This is a genomic window from Rufibacter psychrotolerans, assembly GCF_016924645.1.
Taxonomy (GTDB): domain Bacteria; phylum Bacteroidota; class Bacteroidia; order Cytophagales; family Hymenobacteraceae; genus Nibribacter; species Nibribacter psychrotolerans.
Window position 1 is genome coordinate 21,428 of the sequence record NZ_JAFFJV010000014.1, and the last position, 17,624, is coordinate 39,051.

Annotated in this window: 17 protein-coding genes and 1 other RNA gene; 9 read left to right on the forward strand and 9 right to left on the reverse strand. The window is 54.8% G+C overall.

Going from position 1 to position 17,624, the window contains the following annotated elements:
• The first annotated feature begins 109 nt into the window (after window positions 1-109).
• A complete protein-coding gene (locus JT718_RS13705) occupies window positions 110-766 on the forward strand; it encodes a DUF6565 domain-containing protein (RefSeq protein ID WP_205503280.1) in 657 nt (218 codons plus the stop codon).
• Window positions 767-866: 100 nt separating this feature from the next.
• Here the strand turns inward: JT718_RS13705 and JT718_RS13710 are convergent, their stop codons facing one another.
• The 6 genes from JT718_RS13710 to JT718_RS13735 form a co-directional block, all read right to left on the reverse strand.
• Window positions 867-1,754, reverse strand: a complete 888-nt coding sequence (locus tag JT718_RS13710; protein WP_205503281.1) for a glycosyltransferase family 2 protein — start codon at window positions 1,752-1,754, stop codon at window positions 867-869.
• The gene (locus JT718_RS13715) at window positions 1,744-2,454 is read right to left on the reverse strand and encodes a cell division ATP-binding protein FtsE (protein WP_205503282.1); all 711 of its coding nucleotides are present in this window, start codon (window positions 2,452-2,454) and stop codon (window positions 1,744-1,746) included. The genes JT718_RS13710 and JT718_RS13715 overlap by 11 nt, the downstream gene beginning before the upstream one ends.
• Window positions 2,455-2,572: 118 nt before the next feature.
• Window positions 2,573-2,776: a fructose-6-phosphate aldolase gene (locus JT718_RS13720; RefSeq protein WP_205503283.1), complete on the reverse strand. Its 204-nt coding sequence runs from the start codon at window positions 2,774-2,776 to the stop codon at window positions 2,573-2,575.
• Window positions 2,777-2,866: 90 nt separating this feature from the next.
• Window positions 2,867-3,523, reverse strand: a complete 657-nt coding sequence (fsa, locus tag JT718_RS13725; protein WP_205503284.1) for a fructose-6-phosphate aldolase — start codon at window positions 3,521-3,523, stop codon at window positions 2,867-2,869.
• 293 nt (window positions 3,524-3,816) lie between these two features.
• Window positions 3,817-3,916, reverse strand: an RNA gene (gene ffs / locus JT718_RS13730) — signal recognition particle sRNA small type.
• A gap of 159 nt (window positions 3,917-4,075) precedes the next feature.
• A complete protein-coding gene (locus JT718_RS13735) occupies window positions 4,076-4,732 on the reverse strand; it encodes a hypothetical protein (RefSeq protein WP_205503285.1) in 657 nt (218 codons plus the stop codon).
• 284 nt (window positions 4,733-5,016) lie between these two features.
• Here JT718_RS13735 and guaA point away from each other — a divergent pair, with 284 nt between their 5' ends.
• The 4 genes from guaA to JT718_RS13755 all read left to right on the forward strand — a co-directional run bounded on the left by guaA (window position 5,017) and on the right by JT718_RS13755 (window position 11,364).
• A complete protein-coding gene (gene guaA, locus JT718_RS13740) occupies window positions 5,017-6,546 on the forward strand; it encodes a glutamine-hydrolyzing GMP synthase (RefSeq protein ID WP_205503286.1) in 1,530 nt (509 codons plus the stop codon).
• A 26-nt stretch (window positions 6,547-6,572) separates the two neighbouring features.
• Complete coding sequence (locus JT718_RS13745; protein ID WP_205503287.1) at window positions 6,573-8,258, forward strand: ABC transporter substrate-binding protein; 1,686 nt, start codon at window positions 6,573-6,575, stop codon at window positions 8,256-8,258.
• 142 nt (window positions 8,259-8,400) lie between these two features.
• Entirely contained in the window at window positions 8,401-9,699 is a 1,299-nt protein-coding gene (hemL, locus tag JT718_RS13750; protein WP_205503288.1) for a glutamate-1-semialdehyde 2,1-aminomutase, read from the forward strand.
• A gap of 354 nt (window positions 9,700-10,053) precedes the next feature.
• Entirely contained in the window at window positions 10,054-11,364 is a 1,311-nt protein-coding gene (locus tag JT718_RS13755) for an NCS2 family permease (protein WP_205503289.1), read from the forward strand.
• A gap of 86 nt (window positions 11,365-11,450) precedes the next feature.
• Here JT718_RS13755 and JT718_RS13760 read toward each other — a convergent pair whose 3' ends face one another.
• Window positions 11,451-12,347, reverse strand: a complete 897-nt coding sequence (locus JT718_RS13760; protein WP_205503290.1) for a hypothetical protein — start codon at window positions 12,345-12,347, stop codon at window positions 11,451-11,453.
• 430 nt (window positions 12,348-12,777) lie between these two features.
• Here JT718_RS13760 and JT718_RS13765 point away from each other — a divergent pair, with 430 nt between their 5' ends.
• The 4 genes from JT718_RS13765 (at window position 12,778) to JT718_RS13780 (ending at window position 15,872) form a co-directional block, all read left to right on the forward strand.
• Entirely contained in the window at window positions 12,778-13,167 is a 390-nt protein-coding gene (locus JT718_RS13765) for an acyl-CoA thioesterase (RefSeq protein ID WP_205503291.1), read from the forward strand.
• Between the two features lie 160 nt (window positions 13,168-13,327).
• Window positions 13,328-14,308 (forward strand): glycoside hydrolase family 5 protein, encoded by a 981-nt coding sequence (locus tag JT718_RS13770; protein ID WP_240337093.1) that lies wholly within the window; start codon window positions 13,328-13,330, stop codon window positions 14,306-14,308.
• Window positions 14,309-14,623: 315 nt separating this feature from the next.
• Window positions 14,624-15,160, forward strand: a complete 537-nt coding sequence (gene dcd / locus JT718_RS13775) for a dCTP deaminase (RefSeq protein WP_205503292.1) — start codon at window positions 14,624-14,626, stop codon at window positions 15,158-15,160.
• Window positions 15,161-15,392: 232 nt separating this feature from the next.
• Window positions 15,393-15,872, forward strand: coding sequence for a DUF4890 domain-containing protein (locus tag JT718_RS13780; protein ID WP_205503293.1), 480 nt, complete (start codon window positions 15,393-15,395; stop codon window positions 15,870-15,872).
• 65 nt (window positions 15,873-15,937) lie between these two features.
• Here JT718_RS13780 and gldC read toward each other — a convergent pair whose 3' ends face one another.
• Window positions 15,938-16,300, reverse strand: a complete 363-nt coding sequence (gldC, locus tag JT718_RS13785; protein ID WP_374729170.1) for a gliding motility protein GldC — start codon at window positions 16,298-16,300, stop codon at window positions 15,938-15,940.
• 185 nt (window positions 16,301-16,485) lie between these two features.
• Window positions 16,486-17,610 (reverse strand): DNA polymerase III subunit beta, encoded by a 1,125-nt coding sequence (gene dnaN / locus JT718_RS13790; RefSeq protein ID WP_205503294.1) that lies wholly within the window; start codon window positions 17,608-17,610, stop codon window positions 16,486-16,488.
• Window positions 17,611-17,624 lie beyond the last annotated feature (14 nt).

Genomic DNA, 17,624 nt, shown 5'->3' on the forward strand with positions numbered 1-17,624 from the left:
ACCATTACCAACAGCACTCATTTAAAAATAGCGCGAAATGCAACCTCTATAATTCAATCTCGTTTTACAACTACACAGATTGTTTGAAGTTTTAAACAATTAAACGACTATGAAAATGTACAATACGTTCAAGAAAAATACGCTGGTGCTGGCGGCTTGCTGCGGACTGGTCTTCGCGCAATACGGTTGTAGCCGTACCGACAGCCCCAACACGTCCACCGGGGTTTCCTCCGCTGATGTGTCCGGCTCCACTATGATGAGCGACTCCTATGCGCAGACCAACCAAAGCGCCGGGCTAACCACCAGTGCAGACCTCCATGGCTTAGACGAAAGCAAGATTCCCAATTACACCGCCCTGGACATCAGGCAGGCCTACGAAGAATTTGTGGCCCATGTGGAGGCGCACAAAGCCGGCTTCAGCAACGACGACTGGGACACCGTAGAGAAATACTGGAACCAGCTGGATGACCGTAAAAACGCCATCCAGGACCAACTGAGCGACAAAGACAAATGGGAGATTGGCAAGGCGAAAGCCAAATACATTGCCATGAAAAACGCCAACAAAGCCGGCAATACTGCCAGCAAAGTTGGGTCTGACCTGAAAGAAGTAGGCAAAGACGTTTCTAACAGCAAGGTGGGCGAAGCCACTAAAGAAGCGGGCAAAGACGTAGCCGCCGGTGCCAAAAAGGCCGGCAAAGCCGTGGGCAAAGCCGCCAAGAAAACCGCAGAGAAGGTAGAGAAAGCGGTGGAAGAGGATGATGAGTAAGATTTTCTGCCTTTAATTGCGTGAAAAGCCTTTCCTGCCGGAGAGGCTTTTTTTATGCTCCCGTTTTAAGCCTGTTTTCCTGAAAAGCGGCCCAAAACCGCTACTGCCGCAGGTACTTCGCCAGCAACAGGAGGCGGTACAGGTCAAAGAGCCGCAGGCTAGGATTTTTAGAGACCAGATTCTTTTTGAGGACCGGAAACAACCAATGGCTGTTCTCCACCAGGAGTTTCTCCAGCCCCAGCTTTTTCAGGCGGGCGTACCCCCGCAGCAGTTTGGTTTCGGCGCCTATCCCGAACTGCCGGTAAAGCCGCACCAGGTTATACACCGCTTGCTGTGATTTGAGCAGGTACACCTCGGCGGGCTCCAGGCCCAGGTGCCACACCGGGTTATCAATGTGCTGGACCGGCAGGTGGTCCTGCTGCAAGCGCCAGGCGAAAAGGGTGTCTTCGTGCCCGTATCCGGCTACCTCCCGCTGGGGAAAATGGCGCATGAACACAGACCGTTCTACCAGCATGTTGCTGCAAAACACCCGCTGATACGGGGCTTTCTGCCGCTGTAGGGCCGGGGCCGTTTCGCGGGCCCGGCCGTACTTCCACCTGAGCTCGGTGCCGGGGGTGGGTTTCTCGCCGTAGGCCACCCCTCCTACGGTTACTCCGGCAGTGCGGGCTTGCAGGTAGCGGTGCAGAAAGTCTGGGTGCACGGGCAGCACATCATTGTCCAGGAAAAGTAGGTGAGCAAATCGGGCCTCCTGCGCCAGCCGGAACCTGATCTGGGAACGCCCCAGGTTCTGGGGCATCTCCTGGTACACCACGTGGGGCAGGTTCAGGAGCGGTTGGTGCTGGGTGCGGGTGGCGGGGTTGGAGCCATCGTCGTACACCCTAATCTCAAAAGCAATAGGCAGGGTGCTTGCCTCCTGGAGCAACCGCTCTACCAGGGCAAGCACATTTTGGTTAAGGACAGGGATGAGAATGGAGATCTCAGAAACCATCTACCAGCGTGAACTGCTCGCGCGCCGAGTCCAGCACCCGGCCCCTTTCGCACTTGAGGATACGGCGGGGGTAGCGCTGCAGAATGTGGTGGTTGTGGGTGGCCATGAGCACCGCCGTGCCGCTGTTGTTAATCTCCTGGAACAGGTCCATGATGCCGTGGGTCACGTCGGGGTCCAGGTTACCGGTGGGCTCATCGGCGAACAAGATCAGGGGCTCATTGAGCAGGGCCCGGGCAATGACCACGCGCTGCTGCTCGCCGCCCGAAAGCTGGTGCGGCATTTTGTTGGTCACGGCATCTAGCCCCACGCGCATGAGCACCTCAGAGATACGGTTCTTGATGCGGGATTTGTCGCTCCAGCCAGTGGCCTTGAGCACAAACTTGAGGTTGTCGGCCACGGAACGGTCAAACAGCAACTGGAAGTCCTGGAACACAATGCCAATCTTGCGCCGCAAAAACGGCACCTGCCCCCAGTTGAGCGTATGGATGTTGAAACCGGCCACCTGGGCAGTGCCCGATTTCAGGGGCAGATCGGCGTACAGCGTTTTGAGGAGTGAGCTTTTCCCGCTTCCGGTGCGGCCCACCAGGTACACAAACTCCCCTTTCTCAATGGCAAAGCTCACGTCATGCAGAATGGTGTTCACATCCTGAAAGATGGAGACTTTGTGCAGCAGGACAACCGGGTTAGACGAATATTCCATAGCGGGGTAAGCGGTAATGGGCCTTCTGCCTTGTGGGGCAGCAGGGCAGGTTAAGAAAATCGGGAAAGCTTTGGTTGAGGGCCTCTACCGGGCCGGGGCGGGCCCCGTACGCATCAGGTTAAAGGTCCAGTTTCTGAAGTTTCCCAAACTCCAGGCTGGCAATGAGCGAGGCCAGCTCCTCCTCCTTGCTCTCCAGGCCGTAGCGGTCCAGGTTCTTCAGCGGGCGGTCGGCCCGGAAATAGGCAATCAGCACGAAGTTCTCATCGCGCAGCTGAATGTAATCCGGAATCTTGGCCTTGCCCTTTACTTTGATGATGTACACCTTTTTTCTAATTAGGAATTAGGAATTGAGAATTAGGAATGATGGTGTTCACTTCTAATTCTTAATTCCTAATTCTCAATTCACAATTAATTACAGGTTGGCTTTTTTGTGGTCTGCCAGGAATTTGGCCAGGCCGCTGTCGGTGAGGGGGTGGTTCAGGAGGCCGGTGATCACGTTGAGCGGACAGGTTACCACATCGGCACCAATCTCGGCGCACTGCACCAGGTGCATCACGTGGCGCACCGAGGCAGCCAGCACCTGGGTTGGGTAGCCGTAGTTCTGGTAGATCTGCACAATCTGCTCAATCAGGCCCAGGCCATCGGTAGAGATATCGTCTAAGCGGCCCACGAACGGAGAAACGTAGGTGGCGCCGGCTTTGGCGGCCAACAGAGCCTGTCCGGCCGAGAACACCAGCGTACAGTTGGTTTTAATGCCTTTGTCTGTGAAGTACTTAATGGCCTTTACACCGTCTTTGATCATGGGCACTTTTACCACAATGTTGGGGTGCAGCTGGGCCAGCTCCTCGCCTTCTTTCACCATAGAGGCAAAGTCGGTGGAAATCACCTCGGCACTGATGTCTCCGTCCACAATCTCGCAGATGTCACGGTAGTGCTTCATGACGTTGTCATAGCCTACAATGCCTTCTTTGGCCATGAGCGAGGGGTTGGTGGTTACGCCGTCCAACACGCCTAAGTCATGGGCTTCGCGGATTTCGTTCAGGTTAGCGGTATCAATGAAAAATTTCATAGCAGAAATGGTTTTGGAGTACAAATCTAGTTCAATCCGGCAGAAAACCGAACGGGGGCCCAAGTATTTTGCCCCTGGGCACAAATTGGTTCCTAAACGCAATTTTCTGGGTGGGGTTGCCCCTGGAGCGGTCGGCCGAGGGAAGATGATTAGAACGCCTGCCAGACAACCGAACGCCTGAGCTTACAGATGTTTGTGATTTCGGCCTGTTTCTAGGAAAATAGCTCTGAAACAGCGGGTTGCGTAGGGGGCGGAAATGAAAACGGCGGAGAACCGTTGGGGTATGGGCAAAAAAAAGCGGCAAACCGAGTATCGCGCCGCTCAACCACCTACCCTTGCTCCCTTCCGGGCCTGGGGGAGTTCAGTAGGAGCTGGCCGTACCGATTTGCCGTTGCAAAGATACAAACACATTCTTTGGCTGCAAGCTATTTGGGGCAAGTTTTTCAAAAAAAGTACCCAAAACGTCTTCCCCTGGGCCGTTAAAACAAGTAAGCCACAGAAAGCTAATTGGTTAGGCTTCTGTGGCTCACGAAAGAAAAGGCAAAAGAAAAATCAATCGCGCTTTTTCAGGTTGTCAAACACCAGGTTGAGGTTTCGGCTGGAGCCGCTGTTCCGCAGCACGGTGCCCTCGCGGTTGGGGAACGCGTAGGTGGGCACGTAGTAGTCCAAGCCTAGCTTCAGGTTAGCGATCTGCCCGCTGATGGTTTTGGTGGCCTCATTGATCTGCAGGCTCACGGTGCCGTCTAGCACTTTAACAAAGCCCGGCGACATGGCCCCGCTCTCATCGGCAAAGGTCTGGCCGTTCTGCACGCCCACGGCCGTGGCGTCTTTCAAAGACAGCGTGGCGGGCAGGTTCTGCAGGGTGCGGTTCTTGAAGTGGATGGAAACCCAGGACCGGTTGTCTACCAGTGAAGTGTCTTTGAAATAAAGGGTGATGCCGTTGTTCTCCTCGTAAAAGTACGCCACCATTTTATCCTGCGCGGCCACCTGGTAGGTCTTGCCCCGCAGTTTCTGGTACGCATCGGGGTAGGAATCCCTGAAAGCGGGGTCTACCTTCATGCTGTCTACCATGGAAAAGGTGGTATGGGTGGGGCCCACCCCGGAAACAGGGTCAGAGGTGTCTGAGTCTGCTTCACAGCCTACCAGCAGGGAGGCGGTGAACAGCACCCCCAGCGCGGCCCGTATTGGAAGAAGTAAAGTTTTGAACATGGAATATCGTGACGTAACGTTCGTTTCTGTTTTAGTAACCGGTCCGGTAGCCTGCCAGAATGGCCAGCTACAAGCCGGTCTTGATTGTAAAGGTTGGTTGCAAAATACGTGCCTTGTTTTTGGTTTCATAAAATAGCGCCTTTTTTGCTGCTATTTTTTACAAAACCGGAGTAAAACGGGTCCTGGGCTTGGCCAGCCTTTACATCAGACAGGCCGTGGCGGGCTCTCCCCTACTCTGCTGTAAATTCATTTTCATGTTTTAAAACCCGCGTGTACCTTTGCACATGCCAGAAAAAATTCTCATTCTCGATTTCGGGTCTCAGTACACCCAGCTGATTGCCCGTCGCGTCCGCGAGCTTAACGTTTACTGCGAAATCCATCCGTTCAACAAGGTTCCAGCCCTCACCCCAGACACCAAGGGTGTGATTCTGTCGGGCAGCCCCTGTTCGGTGCGGGATGCAGACTACCCCAATCCTGATTTAACGCCGTTTTTAGGGAATCTGCCCGTTCTGGGCGTTTGCTACGGCGCGCAGCTGATGGCGCAGGAAGGCGGCGGCGAGGTGATTGCCTCTACCATCAGAGAATACGGCCGTGCCAAGCTGAACCACGTAGACCAGCACAACCGCCTGCTCAAAGAGATCACCATTGACTCGCAGGTGTGGATGAGCCACGGCGACACCATCAAGCACATCCCAGACCATTTTGAGGTAATCGCCAGCACAGAATCGGTGCAGGTGGCGGCCTATAAAGTAAAAGACCAGGAAACCTACGGCATCCAGTTCCACCCAGAGGTAACGCACTCCACCGAGGGCAAGCGCCTGCTCCGCAACTTTGTGGTGCACATCTGCGGCTGCGCCCAGGACTGGACCCCCGACCAATTCATTGAATCTACCGTGGCCGAGTTGCGTGAGCAGATTGGCTCAGACAAAGTAATCCTGGGCCTTTCCGGCGGCGTGGACTCCAGTGTAGCGGCCATGCTCATTCACCAGGCCATCGGGCAGAACCTGTACTGCATCTTCGTAGACAACGGCTTGCTGCGCAAGAACGAGTTTGAAGACGTGCTGCACTCCTACAAAGACATGGGCCTGAACGTGAAAGGCGTTGATGCCAAGGCTCAGTTCTACACCGCCCTCGCCGGCTTAACTGACCCCGAAGCCAAACGCAAAGCCATTGGTCGCGTGTTCATTGAGGTGTTTGACCAGGAATCGCACCAGGTGGAAGACGCCAAGTGGCTGGGCCAGGGCACCATTTACCCCGACGTGATTGAGTCCGTATCGGTGAAAGGCCCGAGCGCGACCATCAAATCGCACCACAACGTGGGCGGTCTGCCCGATTTCATGAAACTGAAGGTGGTGGAGCCGCTCAAAACCCTGTTCAAAGACGAGGTACGGTTGGTGGGCAAGACGCTGGGCATCCCAGATACCATCATCGGGCGTCACCCGTTCCCGGGTCCGGGCCTGGCCATCCGCATCCTGGGCGACATCACCCCGGAGAAAGTGGCCATCCTGCAGGAAGTAGACCATATTTTCATCTCCTCGCTGAAGAAAACCGGTTTGTACGACCAGGTGTGGCAGGCCGGCGCCATGCTATTGCCCATCCAGAGCGTGGGCGTGATGGGCGATGAGCGCACCTACGAGCGCGTGGTAGCCCTGCGGGCCGTGACCAGCGTAGACGGCATGACCGCCGACTGGTGCCATTTGCCGTATGAGTTCCTGGCCGATGTCTCCAACGAGATCATCAACAAGGTGCGCGGCGTAAACCGCGTGGTCTATGACATCAGCTCCAAACCACCCGCTACCATTGAGTGGGAATAGGTTTTAAGGCTATTTTTTAGAATACCATGAAAAAACAGATAGTACTTGCCGTTGCCGGATTGGCGCTCAGCTGGACCGTTCAGGCGCAGTCTAACGCCGACTTGAACACCCGCCTGCAAAACGGCCGCATTTTGGTAGACCAGCAGAAGTATGAACTGGCCATGGCCGAACTCATGCCCCTCACGCAGGCGGCTACCGGCAAAAGCTACGCGCCAGACGCGGCTTTCCTGTACAGCGTGGCCGCCGCCAGGCAGAAAAGATGGGCCGAGGCCGACAAAATGCTCACCCAACTCATTTCTGAGCACCAAAACTGGGGCGGCTTAGCCGATGCGCACTACCTGCACGGGCAAGTACTGTTTGAAAAGAAAGAATACCTGCGGGCGCTCAAGGCGCTGGAACCCATTCAGGATAAGTCCTTACAAGACGACGTGGCGGCCATGAAGCGGCATTACATGCTGCTGCTCCAGGACAAAGCCACGTTCCAGTACCTCATGCGCCAGTTTCCGCAGGACGCTACCCTGGCCAAGGCCTACGCCGACAAGCTGGTGGGCGGCTGGTTCACCGAGCAGGACCGCCCGCAACTGGAAACCCTGGTGCGCCAGTTCAACCTGGACCGCAGCTACCTGCAGCGTACCTCGGCGGTCAGGAAAGCGGAGTACAACGTGGCGGTGCTCTTGCCCTTCAACGTGTCAGACGCGGGCGTGACGGTAGACAAAAAGAACCTGTTCATCACTGATTTTTACGCGGGCCTGCTTGCAGCACAGGACTCGCTGCAGCGGCAGGGTGCGCGGGTGAACGTCTACCCTTATGACACCAAAAACGACACGGCTCAGATCAGAAAAGTGCTGGAGCAGCCCGAACTGGGCACCATGGACCTGGTGGTGGGGCCCATCTACAAAAACAACAGCGCCTACGCCGCCAAAATAGCCCAGCAGCGCAACCTCAACATGGTGAACCCTTTCTCCGATGACCTGGAGGTAACCAAAGGCAACCCGTACCTGCACCTGCTGGAAACGTCGGTGGCCACCCAGGGGCAGCGCGCGGCGGCCTATGCCTACCAGACGTTCCCCAGGAAAACGGCGGCCGTCATTTATGACAGCGAGAAAGATGACACCACCTTTGCCGGAAGCTTCAGGCGCACCTACCTGGCCCTGGGCGGGAAAGTGGTCCATTTTCAGAAAATCAACGCTAAGACCAGCGCGAACGTGGGCCCTGCCCTGGCCACTGTCAACCTCAAAGACCTGGGGGTATTAGTAGTGCAGTCCAGCGCTGCCCCCGTGGCCACCAGCACGGTGAGTTACCTGGAGCAACGGGCCGCTAAAGTACCGGTGCTGGTCTCGCAGAAGTGGCTGGAAATGCCGCAGATCAGCTTCTCGCAGTTTGATTTTCTGGAGATGTACTTCCTGGCGCCCAAGTACATTGACCTGGAGAACCCAGCGGTGCAGGAGTTTAAACGGGCCTACACCCGGCGCTACAACCTGCCACCATCGGCGTTCACCTACGCCGGTTTTGAGCTCCTCCACTACTTCGGCCGGCAACTGCAGGAGAACGGGTACGCGGCGCCACCCCGGTTGAGCGGGGTGCAGCCGGGACGGTTCTACCAGGGCATCGGCTACCAGACCACCACCGGAACCCAAGCCCAGGACAATCAGTACCTACCCATTTTAAAGCTGGAAAACGGGCATTTTCTGGTGGTAAACCCGGTGCTTTAAATTTAATGAGTGAATGAATGATGGAGCGAAGGAGTGAATATAAGACATTCCTCCCGTAGAAGTGTAAGCCCATTCACCCACCTTCTCAATCCATCACCCATTCACTCACCCATTGATTCACTCAATCACACATTAGAAAACCATGTCACTAACCCATACAACCAGCCAGGCGCTCTTTCAGCGGGCTCAGCAATCAATTCCAGGTGGGGTAAACTCGCCGGTGCGGGCCTTCAGAGCCGTTGGCGGACAGCCCTTGTTCCTTACCTCGGCCAAAGGCGCTTTCCTTTTTGACGAGGACGGCAACCGTTACCTGGACCTGATCAACTCCTGGGGTCCCATGATCCTGGGCCACGCCCACGAGGTGGTGGAGCAAGCCGTGCGCGACGCCTTGCCGGGTTCACTTTCGTTCGGGGCCCCCACGCGCCGCGAGATTGAGATGGCCGAACTCATCATCAGCATGGTCCCCAGCGTGGAGAAAGTGCGCATGGTGAACTCCGGTACCGAAGCTACCATGTCGGCCATTCGGGTGGCCAGGGGCTATACCGGCCGCGACAAGATCATCAAGTTTGAAGGCTGCTATCACGGCCACGGCGATTCTTTCCTGATTGCCGCCGGCAGCGGGGCCGTTACCCTGGGCGTGCCCGACAGCCCCGGCGTAACCAAAGGCGTGGCCAATGACACCCTCACCGCCCCTTACAATGACCTGGCCGCAGTGCAAACGCTGATTGACGCGAACCCGACCCAGATCGCGGCCATCATCCTGGAACCGGTGGTGGGCAACATGGGCCTGGTACCGCCCGCTGAGGGCTTTTTGCAAGGCCTGCGCGAGCTGTGCACCAAGGAAGGCATCGTGCTTATCTTTGACGAAGTGATGACCGGTTTCCGGTTGGCCAAAGGCGGCGCCCAGGAGCTGTACGGCATCATGCCCGACATGACCACCTTGGGCAAGATCATCGGTGGCGGCATGCCAGTGGGGGCCTACGGCGGAAAGGCTGAGATCATGAACGCGGTGGCCCCGGCCGGTCCGGTGTACCAGGCGGGAACGCTGTCGGGGAACCCCATTGCCATGTCGGCAGGATTGGCGGCTTTGACTTACCTGAACGAGCATCCGGAGATTTACGCCCATTTACAGCAAATCACCGACAAACTGGTGAACGGCACCCGTCAGAACCTGCAGCAAGTGGGCCTGAACTACACCGTGAACCAGGTGGGTTCCATGTTCAGCCTGTTCTTCACCGATGAACCCGTGACCGATTTTACCTCGGCCAAGACTTCTTCATTGCAGACCTTCGGGCGGTATTTCCACGAGATGCTGCAGCGCGGCATTTACCTAGCCCCCTCGCAGTTTGAGACCCTGTTTGTGTCAGCGGCCATCGCCAACGAGCTTGCCGACGAATACCTGGCAGCCAACCTGGAAGCCCTGCAAGCAGCCACTGCGTAAGCCTTATGGCAACCAGCAACAAACAGAAACGGCACCTGAAGGTTCAGGTGCCGTTTCTGTTTTCACCTTACAAATGGAAAAGCAGCCTCAAAACCCAAAGGCGGTTTTACGCTTGTATTCATTTGCATGGCTATGATCACTCTTCTTCCCACCTGAAGGTATAGTATTCCTTAGTCACGGAACGGATCAGAGGTTCAAACTAGATGTACTTTGCTGCTTTGTTGCGGATTTCTGTTTCAGGGCCTTTTTCCCTGAAACTGCCCTGAAACAGGGGTACTAGCGGCAGTGCCTTTTACCGCCAACAGCACTCTTCCACGCTTTACGTATACACATCACGCACCCACCAATTGACCCATGACCTCCTTCTTTGACCTGAAGAAAAACGGCACCACGGTACAGACCGAAATCATTGCCGGTCTTTCTTCTTTTCTGGCTACTTCCTACATCATTGTGGTCAACCCCAGCATCCTGAGCCAGGCGGGCATGCCCTTCTCGGCGGTGCTCACGGCCACGGTGCTGGTGTGTTTTTTCAGCAGCCTCATGATGGGTCTGTACGCCAAGAACCCCATCCTGGTGGCCCCGGGCATGGGCCTCAATGCCTTCTTCACGTTTACGGCGGTGCTGGGCATGAAAGTGCCGTGGCCCATTGCGCTGGGGGCGGTGTTCTGGTCGGGCATCGTGTTTTTGCTGCTGTCGGCGTTCAACATCAGAACGTACATCATCAAGGCTATCCCTCGGCCCCTCCGGTACGCCATTGCGGCGGGGATTGGCTTGTTTATCTCCCTGATTGGCTTTTCCAACGCCAGGTTTGTGACGGCCAACCCGGCCACCATCATCGGCATTGGCCAGTTAACGCCCGGGGTGCTCACCTTTATTGCCGGCCTGTTGGTCACGGCGGTGCTGGTGACCCGGCAGGTAAAGGGCGGCATTCTGATCGGTATTTTGTTCACCACGCTGGCGGCCTACCCTATTGGGCGGTGGTGGGGTCTGGAGGGAACGACTGGTCCCTTGGTGAATTTGCAGGGTGTCTTCTCGGCGCCTGATTTCAGCCTGTTTTTTCAATTAGACCTGGTAAACTCCCTGCAGTGGGCGGTGGTGCCGGTGATTTTCGCGTTTGTCTTCACTGATATGTTTGACAGCCTTTCTACCCTGGTGGGCCTGGCCGAAGCCGCCAACCTGCTGGACGAGCGAGGCGAACCCCGCAACGTGAAGCGGTCGCTCATGGTAGACGCCATTGCCACCACCATGGCGGGACTGGTGGGCTCCAGCCCGGGCACGGCCTACATTGAGTCGGCGGTGGGCATTGAGGCGGGCGGGCGCACCGGGCTCACGGCAGTGGTAGGCGCGCTCCTGTTTCTGCCGTTCCTGTTTCTGGCGCCGCTGCTTTCGGTGGTGCCGGCCATTGCCACCGCGCCGGCCGTGGTGCTGGTGGGCGTGTTTATGGTGCGGCCGGTGACCAAGATCAACTGGGGCCAACTGGATGAGGCTATTCCCGCTTTTCTGGCCATGGTGCTCATTCCCTTCTCCTACTCCATCACGCAGGGCATTATCTGGGGATTCCTCTCCTGGACCGCCCTCAAGCTCATCTCCGGGAAGAAGCAAGACGTGACCCTGCCCCTGCTGATTGTAGACGTGTTTTGCATCATCGCCTTAATCTTGCATTAATCGCGTTTTAGGGGCTTTTTTCGTGAAACAGGTCGAAACCAAGCCCCACTGCTGCACCTGAGGTAGAGCGGCAGGTACTATCTCTACTAGAGTTTGTAGCCCAACCCAAACCTGATGGTTTGATAGCTTCCCTTCTTGCCCGAGGTCTCTATCTCTACCTTCTCAAATGGATGGGTTCTGATTTTGTAGCTTGAGAAGCTGATGCCCAGCATGTATCTTGCTTTGTAGTCAAGGGAGGCGTTCAGGTTATATCCCACCCCTACTTTCTCAAAATCAACTTTATCCTTAATGCTTTCTTCTGCCTGCAGGGGGCGTACCTGGCTGTTCAGGTCATAGGATAGACCCAGCCCCGGGCCAATGGAGAAGGTAACAGGTTCATTGATGTAGAATCTGTAAACAAAATGAGGCTCCACCAACAGATGGTATAATTGCACCTCATTGGCTTGGGATGAGAAAGAAGCCCTTTGATACAGAACCGGGGTGACCAGGAAAAGCTTTCTGTGATACTTGTAATGTAAGATGGCTCCCACACTCAACGTTGCTGCGGTAGAGAACTCCTTAGATTCATTTTTAAAGGAAAGCGATGAGGCGTTCACAGACCCAAAAGCAAACACGCCTACCTGCTCGGGGCTCTTGTACCTTTCGGCAACGTATTTATCAGGGTGCTTGTAGGTGTTGTAAGCAGAGACAAACTCAGCCAAGGATTTGAACTCATAAAATGGCCTTTTCTGCGTAGATGTCACAAACTCATTGTAATCTGGCAGGTAACCGGCAAAGAAAGCGCTAAGCTGGTACTGGTGGGGTTGCAAGCTGGTAAATTCTTCGCCTTCCTTTGTTACATAGTAGACCGGTTCTCCTTTCTCAGAGATGGATTGCCCCAACGAAACCGGGCCATGCACCACCACTTCAATCAGCTTTTTACCGGCACCTTCCGTAACATGGTAAGTCTTGAAGAATCTTGCACCCAGGGAATAAGAGTGCACAGAACAGGCAGGTAGGGTTGTTTTTCCCTTATGGTCTATGAAGGTAACTTTATCCTCATTCGTCCAATTCTGATTCTCAATTATTCTAATGTTTGCCAGGGTGTCTTGAGAGGCTAGGATGATTTCGTTATCACCCTTTTGAGCTGTCGACTGCCCGTTTGCCACTTGGATAATGAGAAAACAAAAGAAAGCAATGAGAGTGCGCTTGGCGGTACAGAACATAGATGTAATACGTAGATAGAGAGGCTATAAATCTCAAATGTACACAAAAGCACAGCAGCTTCGCTATAAGATAAAAACCTTCTTGCATTGGAATAATGCGCGTAGTAGTCTTATAATGGATACCACAAGGGTTTAGAAGGAAAAGGTGGGACGAGTAGCAATCAACTTCTGAAACATCCGTTCCTGCTATACACCACAAATCGCTACAATGTCACGAAAATTCAGCCTGAACATTCCCGTTTCCGAAACCGATATTGACGCCCTGGGCCACGTGAACAACGTGGTGTACCTGCGCTGGGTGCAGGAGGTGTCTGCCGCGCACTGGGGGCACGTGGCTCCCAAGGAGCTGCAGGAGAAGTTTCTGTGGGTAGTGCTGCGGCACGAGATTGACTTCCACAAACCTGCTTTTGCCGGGGAAACGGTGACCGGAGTTACCTGGGTGGGCGGTTACCAGGGAGCCAAGTTTGAGCGGTTTGTGAGTTTGTACCGGGCCGGCACCGAGGAACTCCTGGCCGCCGCCAAGACCACCTGGTGCCTGTTAGACGCCAAGACCCTCCGGCCCAAACGGATTGAACAGAACCTGCTGGATCTGCTGTAGCCCCCTCCCGCAGCCCCGTAAACCTTCTCCGCTTGTGGTCCTTGCTGCGTTGAAAGTGCGCTGGGTGCGAGATTCAGGTCAAAGAATTGCTAAAGGAGTGTTATGCCGGTTCAGGGAATTCTGCCTTACTTTAAGGACCAACTTTCTTCTGTTAAGTTATATGATGCTCAGAAAAATACTTCCTGCCCTGCTGCTGATGGGGGGCAGTTTGGTGGCCTCTGCCCAGACCGTGAAAGAGCACGGCGCGCTGCACGTAGAAGGAACCCAGCTAAAGGATAAAACGGGACAGCCCCTAATGCTACGGGGCATGAGTTTTGGCTGGCACAACTTCTGGCCTCGCTTCTACACCCCAGAAACCGTGAGCTGGCTCAAGAAAGACTGGAAGATCAACGTGATCAGGGCGGCCATGGGCATTGAGCCAAAGGACGGCTACAAAGAAAAACCCGACTGGTCCAAAGAGAAGATCAAGGCGGTGGTAGACGGCGCCATCAAGGAAGATCTCTACGTGATCATAGATTGGCACAGCCACAACATCAACCTGCCCGAGGCCAAGGCCTTTTTCACCGAGATGGCCCAGACCTACGGCCAGCAACCGCACGTGATCTACGAGATCTTCAACGAGCCCGATGAGGAATCCTGGGCCGAGGTAAAAGCCTACTCCGAGGAACTTATCAAGACCATCCGGGCCATTGACCCAGACAACCTCATTCTGGTAGGTACGCCCCACTGGGACCAGGACGTGCACCTGGCCGCTGATGACCCCATAAAGGGAGAGAAGAACCTCATGTACACCCTGCACTTCTACGCGGCTACCCACAAGCAGGAACTCCGCAAACGCGGCGATTACGCCCTGCGCAAAGGCCTGCCCCTCTTCATCTCAGAGTCGGCGGGCATGGAAGCCACCGGCGACGGTCCCTTGAACGAGGCCGAGTGGCAGAAATGGATTGACTGGGCCGAAAAGAACAAAATCAGTTGGGTGACCTGGTCGGTGTCAGACAAAGATGAAACGTGCTCGGTCCTGCTGCCCACCGCTTCCTCCACCGGCAACTGGAAAGACAGCGACCTGAAACCATCGGGCCTCAAGAGCCGCGAACTGATCAGGAAATACAACAGCCAACCCCAGAAGAGAGCCCAGAAGTAGACCCGCTATTTTTGGTAGTCATAAATTTAAAGGGTTACCGCCGCTTTGCTAAACCAGAACGCCCGAGCCTTTTCAAAGGGCTGCGGGCGTTTTCTGTTCAAGCCAGTTTGGCCGTTAGCGCAGCAGATTGCCCTTACCCTAGGAAGATTGTAAAGCCGGCTCATGGTAAGCAGAAATCAGCGGGTTTCTGCGCTGTTTTCGGCAAATTAGTCCAAAAGTAAAATCTGGTGAAAACAGCGATTCTGCCGTTTTCACCCGTGGCAAGAACCGGATTTTACCCGTACCTTGCGTTCTAAATTATACCAACGCATTCGTATGATCCTCACCGACCTACAGATATTGGAAGAGATTGAGAAAGGCACCATCTTGATTGAGCCTTTTGACCGCGCTTTTCTGGGCACCAACTCCTATGACGTACACCTGGGCAAATACCTGGCCTCTTACAAAGACGAGGTGCTGGATGCCCGCCAACACAACCAGATAGACGTTTTTGAGATACCTGAGGAAGGCTACGTGCTGGAGCCGGGCAAGCTGTACCTGGGCGTGACCGAGGAGTACACTGAGACCCACGCCCATGTGCCGTTCCTGGAAGGCAAATCCAGCGTGGGTCGCCTGGGCATTGACATCCACGCCACCGCGGGCAAAGGCGACGTAGGCTTCTGCAACCACTGGACCCTGGAGATCTCGGTAAGCCAGAAGGTGCGCGTGTACCACAACATGCCCATTGGCCAGCTCATTTACTTTGAGGTGAAAGGCGGTATTGAGAACTACTACAACCAAAAAAGCAGCGCCAAATACAACCAGCGGTCCGTGCTTCCGGTGGAGTCTATGATGTGGAAGAACAAGTTCTAAGGGGTTCATGCTCAGCGCAGATCAGACTACCCAAACATCCTTTTGGAGTTATCTTAGAACGCCTTTGTAGTACAAAAAGAAGTTTAGGGAAGGCGTTTCAAAAGCGGTAAAGAGGGAAACAAACCACCCCAAATCACGTTCTTTTTTAAGCAAAGTCAACTATTTTGCTTTGGGTTTTGTTACGGAATAGATGGCACGGGAATTGCAATTTAAAACTCAAAACTCTATGACTATGAAAAGATTCGTGTATACGTTGGCCCTGGTTCTGTTCGCTAGCCTTGCTTCTTTTGCCCAGAACGGCGGCAGTGCAGAACAACGCGCCAAGAACCTGTCTGATAAGATGATCCGTGATTTGCAGCTGAACAACTACCAGTCCCGCAAGCTCAGAGAGATCAACCTGAAGAACGCCCAGAAGATGGTGGATTTTGAGACCAAGTACGCCAACAATCCGGCGGAATTGGAGAAATGTATTACCGGCGTTTGTAAAGAGCGGGACAGAGAACTGGAAGCCCTGTTGAGCACTGCCCAGTACTCACAGTACTACAGCGCACGCAAAGCCCTCAACAGCTATGACCGGGACTACGCCCTTAAACTGCAGAAAGACAATGCCCGGGTAGCCAAAACGCTGGTAGCCCAGGACAAAGCAGACGCCAAGCGTACCTTCCCTGCCACTGCCCCGGCCATCATCAAGGAGGCACCTGCCAAGAACTAATCACACTTGCCTATAACAAAAAAGCCGCTCTTTGGGAGCGGCTTTTTTGTTATAGGGGAAACCCATTACTGCGGGTTCTGGGCGGCATTGCGCTTCTGCTGGTCTTCTACGTGCTTCATCAGTTCCTGGCAAAGCGCGCGCATTTTCTCAGCCATCAGTTTGTCGCTGGTGGCGGTCTCCAGGCTCTGGGCCATGGCCCCCAGGGTATCAATGTAGAAGTACTTCATCTCATCCACGGGCATGTCTTTGGTCCAAAGGTCAATCTTCATGGTTCCGGTGTCGTTGCGGTCCCAGAGCGAGATGTTGATGGCTTTGGCGAAGTGGATGTCGTCTCCGGCATCGGTGGCGCGCCAGCTAATGGCTTCGGGTACGCGCTGGTCATCCAGGGCAATGCTGAAGTGTATCTCTGATTTTTTCATCTGTTTCATGGCTTTCACGCCGTGGCTTGTGGGTTCAAAACACAAAGGTAAAACGTTTTTTGCAGTTCGCCACCTGTTGGGCCCGCACTCTCCCCCATTTGCCGGTAGGCAACGGGAAACCAACCTGCCCCAAAAACCGAAAAGCCTGCCAGCAAAATGCTGTGCAGGCTTTTCTATTTGACACTAGTAATTCCTTATACGTAGTTGTTCAGCATCACAGGCATCACCAGCATGAGAATATTTTCATCTTCGTCATTGGTGGTGGGCATTAACAGACCCGCCCGGTTAGGGGTAGAAAGCTCCAGGGAAATCTCCTCAGAGTCAATGTTGCTCAGCATCTCCGTGAGGAACTTGGCGTTGAAGCCAATCTCCATGTCCTCTCCGTCATACTGGCAGGTCAGGCGCTCGCTGGCCTCGTTGGAGAAATCCAGGTCCTCGGCAGAGATCTGCAGTTCGCTGCCGGTAATGCGCAGGCGCACCTGGTGCGTGGTTTTGTTGGAGTAGATGGAGATACGCTTCACCGAGCTCAGGAAGTCATAACGGTCAATGGTGAGTTTGTTGGGGTTCTGCACCGGAATCACGTTCTCGTAATCTGGGTAGCGCTCGTCAATGAGGCGGCAGATCATCCTGATGTTGTCAAAGCTGAAGAACGCGTTAGAGGTGTTAAACTCCACGCGTACCGCCGTGGCCTCGTTGGGCAGGGTAGACTTGAGCAGGTTGAACGCCTTCTTTGGGATGATGATGGAGGCGGTATTGTCGCTGCTCACATCCTGGCGACGGTAGCGCAGCAGGCGGTGTCCGTCGGTGGCCACAAACGTGATGTTGCCGCTGTTCAGCTGCACAAAGATACCCGTCATGGCCGGACGCAGCTCATCATTGCTCACCGCGAAGATGGTTTTGTTGATGGCGCGGCTCAGCACGTTGGAAGGAATCTCAATGGCGTTGCCCCCGCGCACCACCGGTACCTTGGGGAAATCGGTGGCGTTCTCGCCAGACAGTTTGTAACGGCCGTTAGACGAGCTGATCTCAATGGTGTAGGTTTCCTCGTCAATGGTGAAGGTCACCGGCTGGTCGGGCAGGTTCTTCAGCGTATCAATCAAGATACGGGCTGGAGCGGCAATGCGCCCGTTCTCGCGGGCCTCTACGTGTATCTCCGTGATCATAGAGGTCTCCAGATCACTGGCCGTGATGGTCAAGACGCCGTCGTTGATCTCAAACAAGAAGTTCTCCAAGATCGGCACCACCGGGTTGTTGGCCACTACCCCGTTGATGCTGGTAAGCTGCTTCAGCAGCGCCGTAGAAGATACAATGAATTTCATCCGCTATAGTAGGT

What these genes read in the sequence shown, in the direction of transcription:
- JT718_RS13705 (WP_205503280.1), top strand. Translation starts at nt 110, where the DNA reads ATGAAAATGTACAATACGTTCAAGAAAAATACGCTGGTGCTGGCGGCT.
- JT718_RS13710 (WP_205503281.1), bottom strand. Translation starts at nt 1,754, where the DNA reads ATGGTTTCTGAGATCTCCATTCTCATCCCTGTCCTTAACCAAAATGTG.
- JT718_RS13715 (WP_205503282.1), bottom strand. Translation starts at nt 2,454, where the DNA reads ATGGAATATTCGTCTAACCCGGTTGTCCTGCTGCACAAAGTCTCCATC.
- fsa (WP_205503284.1), bottom strand. Translation starts at nt 3,523, where the DNA reads ATGAAATTTTTCATTGATACCGCTAACCTGAACGAAATCCGCGAAGCC.
- JT718_RS13735 (WP_205503285.1), bottom strand. Translation starts at nt 4,732, where the DNA reads ATGTTCAAAACTTTACTTCTTCCAATACGGGCCGCGCTGGGGGTGCTG.
- guaA (WP_205503286.1), top strand. Translation starts at nt 5,017, where the DNA reads ATGCCAGAAAAAATTCTCATTCTCGATTTCGGGTCTCAGTACACCCAG.
- JT718_RS13745 (WP_205503287.1), top strand. Translation starts at nt 6,573, where the DNA reads ATGAAAAAACAGATAGTACTTGCCGTTGCCGGATTGGCGCTCAGCTGG.
- hemL (WP_205503288.1), top strand. Translation starts at nt 8,401, where the DNA reads ATGTCACTAACCCATACAACCAGCCAGGCGCTCTTTCAGCGGGCTCAG.
- JT718_RS13755 (WP_205503289.1), top strand. Translation starts at nt 10,054, where the DNA reads ATGACCTCCTTCTTTGACCTGAAGAAAAACGGCACCACGGTACAGACC.
- JT718_RS13765 (WP_205503291.1), top strand. Translation starts at nt 12,778, where the DNA reads ATGTCACGAAAATTCAGCCTGAACATTCCCGTTTCCGAAACCGATATT.
- JT718_RS13770 (WP_240337093.1), top strand. Translation starts at nt 13,328, where the DNA reads ATGATGCTCAGAAAAATACTTCCTGCCCTGCTGCTGATGGGGGGCAGT.
- dcd (WP_205503292.1), top strand. Translation starts at nt 14,624, where the DNA reads ATGATCCTCACCGACCTACAGATATTGGAAGAGATTGAGAAAGGCACC.
- JT718_RS13780 (WP_205503293.1), top strand. Translation starts at nt 15,393, where the DNA reads ATGAAAAGATTCGTGTATACGTTGGCCCTGGTTCTGTTCGCTAGCCTT.
- gldC (WP_374729170.1), bottom strand. Translation starts at nt 16,300, where the DNA reads ATGAAACAGATGAAAAAATCAGAGATACACTTCAGCATTGCCCTGGAT.
- dnaN (WP_205503294.1), bottom strand. Translation starts at nt 17,610, where the DNA reads ATGAAATTCATTGTATCTTCTACGGCGCTGCTGAAGCAGCTTACCAGC.